7 protein-coding genes and 1 pseudogene are annotated in these 6534 nt (G+C 43.5%); 6 read left to right on the forward strand and 2 right to left on the reverse strand.

The genetic code is table 11. From position 1 onward, the window contains the following. The first annotated feature begins 525 nt into the window (after positions 1–525). The 5 genes and pseudogenes from IM479_RS19315 to IM479_RS19335 all read left to right on the forward strand — a co-directional run bounded on the left by IM479_RS19315 (position 526) and on the right by IM479_RS19335 (position 2323). Positions 526–828 carry a hypothetical protein gene (locus IM479_RS19315; RefSeq protein ID WP_287685140.1) on the forward strand — a complete coding sequence of 101 codons (303 nt, stop codon included), beginning with the start codon at positions 526–528 and terminating at the stop codon, positions 826–828. Beyond that, a pseudogene (locus IM479_RS19320) lies at positions 809–1150 on the forward strand (type II toxin-antitoxin system PemK/MazF family toxin). The gene IM479_RS19315 and the pseudogene IM479_RS19320 overlap by 20 nt, the downstream one beginning before the upstream one ends. Positions 1151–1462: 312 nt before the next feature. Then, positions 1463–1672 (forward strand): DUF2281 domain-containing protein, encoded by a 210-nt coding sequence (locus IM479_RS19325; RefSeq protein ID WP_287685142.1) that lies wholly within the window; start codon positions 1463–1465, stop codon positions 1670–1672. After that, positions 1657–2040, forward strand: coding sequence for a PIN domain-containing protein (locus IM479_RS19330; protein WP_287685143.1), 384 nt, complete (start codon positions 1657–1659; stop codon positions 2038–2040). The genes IM479_RS19325 and IM479_RS19330 overlap by 16 nt, the downstream gene beginning before the upstream one ends. A gap of 175 nt (positions 2041–2215) precedes the next feature. Then, entirely contained in the window at positions 2216–2323 is a 108-nt protein-coding gene (locus IM479_RS19335; RefSeq protein WP_287673237.1) for a DUF433 domain-containing protein, read from the forward strand. A gap of 23 nt (positions 2324–2346) precedes the next feature. Here IM479_RS19335 and IM479_RS19340 read toward each other — a convergent pair whose 3' ends face one another. Then, positions 2347–3354 carry a Gfo/Idh/MocA family protein gene (locus IM479_RS19340; RefSeq protein WP_287685144.1) on the reverse strand — a complete coding sequence of 336 codons (1008 nt, stop codon included), beginning with the start codon at positions 3352–3354 and terminating at the stop codon, positions 2347–2349. Positions 3355–3438: 84 nt separating this feature from the next. Between IM479_RS19340 and IM479_RS19345 the strand changes: the two genes are divergently transcribed. Beyond that, positions 3439–5478, forward strand: coding sequence for a hydantoinase/oxoprolinase family protein (locus tag IM479_RS19345; RefSeq protein ID WP_287685145.1), 2040 nt, complete (start codon positions 3439–3441; stop codon positions 5476–5478). A 32-nt stretch (positions 5479–5510) separates the two neighbouring features. Here IM479_RS19345 and IM479_RS19350 read toward each other — a convergent pair whose 3' ends face one another. Further along, positions 5511–6131, reverse strand: coding sequence for a chorismate lyase (locus IM479_RS19350; protein WP_286826973.1), 621 nt, complete (start codon positions 6129–6131; stop codon positions 5511–5513). Between the last annotated feature and the right edge of the window lie 403 nt (positions 6132–6534).

Genomic DNA, 6534 nt, shown 5'->3' on the forward strand with positions numbered 1-6534 from the left:
CACATTTCCACCAACATCGGTGGTAACTGCCATCAGCGGAGTGCCCGGTGGTGTGACATTGTTTGTGATCGGCCATGACCGAAAGGTGTGGAGCCAGTATTATGATCCCCGCGTTGAAAACCCAGCATGGTCAGGATGGTTCCCTCTTTAAACCTATTCTTACTGGTTCGGCTACTGGGGTCTGTTTTAAAACATGCCCCAGAATTTTCATGCAAGCCTCTGGTTATTACTTGATAGAGGATTTGAACTTCTGACCTCCAAGGTACCGGAGGTGTCTTTTCTCTCCCTAATGGCTTGTAGACGCCGCTGGTGCTGAGTTTGAGGTTAATGGCAGCCCCTGAGCGCGGTTGTCAGCCCTCAGTGCGATCGCAATCTTGTAGGGTGCGTTCCCTAAGGTGGTTCCTACTGCTCCAGCGATCGATTTTGGGGAACGCACCATGCACATTGATGGAAGCTGTGGGTTAAAGTGCGGTCGCCGATCTTAATAAGCTACATTAACAACAATACTTAAAGAGAGGGCTTAAAATGGTTAAATCAACTTTGTACACGACAGCAAAAGTCCTACCGGGAAATAGAATTGAAATTCAATCTCCAGATCTGACTGTAGGACAAACTGTTGAGGTAGTTATTTTGCTTGAAGAAGTTAGTTCTGATTCTTCTACCACCGCAGATATCTCTCCATCCTTAAAACAGCGTCTTGCTCTTCTGAAGTTACCAATGACTGAACGTAGGAATATTCTCAAAAGTCAAGCCGATATAATGCTCTCTCACTATCAACAAGATTCTGAATGGCAGGAGTTAATGGCAGGTGACATCATTGACTATTAACCCTGAGCTGCCAAAACGTGGAGAAATTTGGTTAGTCAACTTCGAGCCTACTGTCGTCATCAGTTCGGATTCAGTAGGAAAGCTTCCTATCAAGCTTATTGCTCCTATTACAGACTGGAAAACATATTTTTCAGCAAATTTCTGGCACCTTAAAATTGAACCTAACAGTATCAATGGATTGAATAAAGCTTCTGCAATTGATACTCTTCAACTAAGAGGGGTGGATTGACAAAGGTTTATTCGTAAATTAGGAAACGTTTCTGAAATTACAATGCTGGAAATTGTAGCCTCCATTGCTACTGTAATCGAATTTGAGGTCTAACAAATCTTGCCCCCGACCAACAAAAAGCCACTGATGCTGGAAAATAGACCAAAATGGCGGGTGAATTCAGCTGGTAGGGTGCGTTCCCTAATGTGGCTCCTACTGCTCCACTAATAGATTTTTGGGGAACGCACCATGTGCGATGTCGAAGGCACTGGGTAGCACCCCTAGATGGGGTTGGAGGGCTTGCTTTAGGGCGCTATACTGGGTTATAGGGGTTTTCAAGATTAGTGCTATTTCTTATCAAATCCTATGCTATACTGGTGGTAGATTAGTTATCAACTACTACAAAAAGTTGAATTGGTAAAACACATGAGTACATCAGCAAAATCACTAGAAGAACTGGTGAGACAATTATCGCCCCAGTTAAAGGTTGAAGTACAAACGTTTGTAGAGTCACTTTTAAGTAAATCTAACCAACCCATAAGACGTAAACTCCGTCAAGACTGGGCAGGGATGCTTAAAACCGATTACACATCAATTGAGTTACAGCATCTTGCAGTTGAATGGAGAAATGGCTAGTGTTTCTTCTGGATACGAATATTTGGCTAGAACGCTTATTAGGACAAGGACAGGCGGAGGTTGTTGCGGAGCTACTTGATACGCTCTCGCCCTCTGATATGTGTATAACTGATTTTACTTTACATTCTATCGGGGTGATCTGTAATCGGCTGAATCAAAGAGACGTTTTTATCAAATTTGTGGATGACGTTTTGATTGATGCTGGTGTCGTAGAAATAATAGATCTCTTTCGCTTGGATTTTGATGATGCTTACCAATATGTTGCTGCCGAGCTTGAAAAAGCTACTATTGTGAGTTTTGATCAAGATTTTGACAAGACAGAGCAAAGACGTTTGACTCCTATGCAAGTGCTTAAAATTAGAAATTAATTGCTTGCTCCCGTCAGTCAACAATACCAAATCCTGTGATCATAAAACGGGCAAAGACGAGGGGATAAAATGCCCAAGAAAGCTTACTTAGCCGAACATCTAAGCGATCGCCGATCTGGTCGGGTGCGTCCCACGCAGCCTTTACCTTTTTGAAAACACTTTCAATGATGTAGCTATGGACTGGGAAACTCGAATTACACTGAATCCCGATATTTTAGTGGGAAAACCTATCATTAAAGGGACAAGGATTGAGGAAGTAAGAATTATTGCGATCGCAGTCTGATCGAAAAAATCGGGTCTAAAACCTCATTCTACGCGCACGATTTCTCCACCTCTGGCTAGAGATAATTCTACTGCCTGGAGGATTTTGACTAATTGCGTCGCTACCGATCCCGAAGACACAGGAGAATTGACACCCGTAGCCACCGACTCTAAAAAATGTTCGCACAATGCTTTCAGGGGTTCACCATCGGCAATAGGGATAGATTCCGTCTCTTGTCCCCGGGGAATAAAATAGGCTTCCTGACGTTCAAAATAGCCCTTTTGTCGGGTTAAAGGCGATCGAGAGTCTAATTCATTGAAAATTAAAGTCCCTTCGCTGCCAACTACTGCTAATCGTCGCTGTTTATCGGGATTCAACCAACAAAGGTGAATAGTCGCTTGAAAACCATCGCCATAGATCAGGGTTAACCAGACTAAATCGGCTAGATTAGGTTGTAGCCAGAAGGTTCCCCTCGCCTGAACTAATATTGGTGTACTATTTAACCAGCTATTAAAAATCGAAATATCGTGAATAGCTAGATCCCACAAAGCGGACACATCCTGACGGACCGGACCTAAGTGGGTGCGAGTGGCATAACCATAAAGAGGTTTACCGATACCCCCAGATTGCAGAACTTTTTGTCCGGTGATAACGGCGGGATGAAAAAGATAGGTATGATCAACTAATAAAATACGCTGTTTTTTCGCCGCTAATTCCGTTAATTCGGCACATTCTTGGGGATTGAGGGTTAAGGGTTTTTCGGCGAGGACGTGATAACCTAAATTAAGAGCATCTTTAATCAGGGGATAATGGCTGATGGCAGGAGTAACGACGACTACAGCCGAGATTTCGGGGTGAAGACGAATTGATTCCCAGTCATTGGCTAAAATAACTTTATTAGTATCGAGATTAAGTTGATCGCGACAGAGATGAAGTTTTTCAGGGGAGGGATCAACGATCGCCACTACTTGCGCTGAGGGATGTTGAGAAAAATGACGGACGAAATGGACTCCCCAACGTCCTACCCCTAAGATAGCGATTCCTGTGGACATTTTGCTTACTCAGATAGATCAATCTAGTTTATTTTAAAAGGATTAGGCGCAATTGTTAATTGATTCTGAGACCTGGAAGGGATTATGTTAAAATTTTTTATCGATCGAGGGGGAACTTTTACCGATATAGTGGCGATAATCGATCGACCAGAAATTATTGAACAACTAGCTAGAGATGCCGCTAGATTTCTGATTGTTCCCCTTGCCGATCAACAGTGGATTGTTCTCTATAAACTGCTCTCGGAAAATCCCGAAAAATACCCAGATGCAGTCATTCAAGGGATCAAAGATATTAGCGGTTCCCTAGATAACATCGAAGTGATTAAAATGGGAACAACGGTAGCCACCAATGCGCTGTTAGAAAGAAAAGGAGAGCGCACGGTTTTGTTAATCACCAAAGGTTTTAAAGATGCCTTGAGAATTGGCTATCAAAATCGCCCCGATATTTTTGCCCGTCAGATTATTCTGCCTTCTTTATTATACGAACAAGTTATCGAAGTGGCCGAACGGTACGATAGTCAAGGACAAGAATTAATCGCCGTTAATCCCGCCCAAGTTAAAGCCGATTTAATACCAGTTTATCAAGCGGGTATCCGAAGTTGTGCGATTGTTTTTATGCACGGTTATCATTATCCCGACCACGAAAAACAAGTGGCAGCCATTGCCGAAGAAATCGGCTTTACTCACCTAGCCATTTCCCATCAAGTCAGTCCTTTAATGAAACTGGTATCCCGGGGAGATACCACGGTAGTCTCTGCCTATTTATCGCCAATTTTACGCCGCTATGTTGATAGTATTAGCCAGCAATTACCGAAGACTAGCTTGCTATTTATGAAATCCGATGGCGGTTTAGTCACCGCCGATAAATTTCAGGGCAAAGATAGCATTTTATCCGGTCCTGCGGGGGGAATAGTCGGGGCAGTACAAACCAGTTTAAGGGCGGGATTTAGCAAAATTATCAGTTTTGATATGGGAGGAACTAGCACCGATGTTTCTCATTTTCAAGGGGAATACGAGCGCCAAACAGATAACGAAATTGCCAGCGTAAGAATGCGAGTGCCGATGTTAAGTATTCACACCGTGGCCGCTGGTGGGGGTTCGATTTTAGTCTATGATGGTTCTCGTTTTCGGGTCGGACCAGAAAGTGCCGGAGCTAATCCGGGACCTGCCTGTTATCGACGGGGTGGACCATTAACAATTACCGATGCTAATGTTTTGTTAGGAAAAATTCAAGCCGCCTATTTTCCCGCTATTTTTGGACAAGAAGGAAATTTCCCCCTAGATAGAGAGATTGTGCTGACAAAGTTTCAAGAATTGGCGGCAGCAATGGTGGGTAATAATAGTCCTGAAATGTTGGCTGCCGGGTTTATTCAAATTGCCGTGGAAAATATGGCTAATGCGATTAAAAAAATCTCTCTACAAAAGGGTTACGATCTCAGTGATTATACTCTTTGTACCTTTGGCGGTGCCGGGGGTCAAGTGGCCTGTTTAATTGCCGATACTCTGGGAATGAAAAGTATTTTTCTCCATCCCTACGCTGGGGTTTTAAGCGCCTACGGCATGGGTTTGGCCGATTTGAGGGTAATTAAAGAAAAAGCGATCGAACAGGGGTTAAATGCCGATTTAATCGGGCAGTTGCTCACGGAAATGAACGAATTAGAAGTTTTAGCGGGTCGGGAATTAGAGGGTTATAATCAGGTGCGGCAGCAAGTTAGTTTAAAATATCAAGGCAGTGATGCCACTTTAGCGGTTAATTTTAGCGATCAAATGCGTCAGGATTTTGAACGGGAACATCAAAGACGTTATGGGTTTAAGCAAGAACAAAAAGCTTTAATTGTTGAGTCGATTGCCGTGGAATTGATCCAGACTATGGACAGTCCCAAAGAAGCAATTTTAACTCGCTCCCGTCCGATGGGAGAATTACCTCCTATCCTCGATCGAGTAGCGGTTTTTATGGCTAATCAATGGCGGGAAACGCCAATTTATCAGCGTTCAGATCTGCAACCTTTTGATTGTCTGGCAGGACCTGCAATTATTATCGAAAAAATTAGCACGATTGTGATTGAACCGGGTTGGATGGCAAAATTAACGGAGAAAAATCATTTAATTTTCTCCAAAGATTAACTAATTGAACTACTTAGAAATATCTACAGCAGTTATTCTAATTGATCAATTCTCATTTCGCCGAGGTATTTACGGAGATAGGGAGAAAAAACCTCGTAAATCAGGGTAAGGGGTTGGCGAGCGTGCCAAAATAGGTAATGACGACCCCAAAATGCTCCTTTTTCCCCAAAAGCTATTTCTAATTCCGGGGAATGACCGTAATAAAGTCCCTGCACATCGCGATACAATTCTGTGTGCAGCCGCGAGAGACTTTCCCAAATCGGTAGGGAACGATTTTCCAGATATTCGTCCACTTGATTGACAGACCACCAAGAAGCGGCATAGGCTAACCTTTGACCACTAGCTGTGCGTAACCAGACTTGACGACGCAATCTCGGCCCCGGAATCAGGCTAATTTTCATCGGTGCGCCATCCTCATCGTCGCCGATGGGGGACATATCGATCACATCTACTTCCGTTTTTTCACCGGTTAAAAGTTGTAAATGACGGGTGGGAGAACCATCGCCGAGAATTAAAATCTGCCACGGGGGGGCGAGTTGGCTATGGGGTAAACCTTGTTTAACATCGGTTTCGTCTCCTTGCCAGAGAGGGGACAGGGAGTACCAAGGACGATTAAGCAGCGGCTTTTCTTGGGGGCGGAGGATAGCAGTCAAGGTTTGTTACAAAACTTTATGATTTTTTCATTAATCATAACACGGGATTTTTGTCTGCTGGCGATAAAAGCGATCGCCTTGCTCCAATCCTCTCTAACTTTTTCGTGGGTGCATCTCACATTTGCAGAAATACCAACAATCAGCAATTATCAGTGACCCTTAAATTATTACAGATATATCAGCTGCTGCCTGTAAGCATCCCACCGAAAAACTAATGCGCTCCGGGGTTTGGGGGCGGCGCCACGCACCCAACGGGGGGGTTGGGTAGGGTTGATTCATTTAAATTAAGTACAGCTGATTTTGAGTCAATAAATTTGACCGAAAATTCTCAAGTTTATCTTTTTCTAATCAAAAGAGTTAGTCACAATAACTAATCTTTAATCTTCTGCCAATATTTATTATG

The sequence above is a fragment of the Microcystis sp. M165S2 genome (assembly GCF_020245885.1).
Lineage (GTDB): Bacteria > Cyanobacteriota > Cyanobacteriia > Cyanobacteriales > Microcystaceae > Microcystis.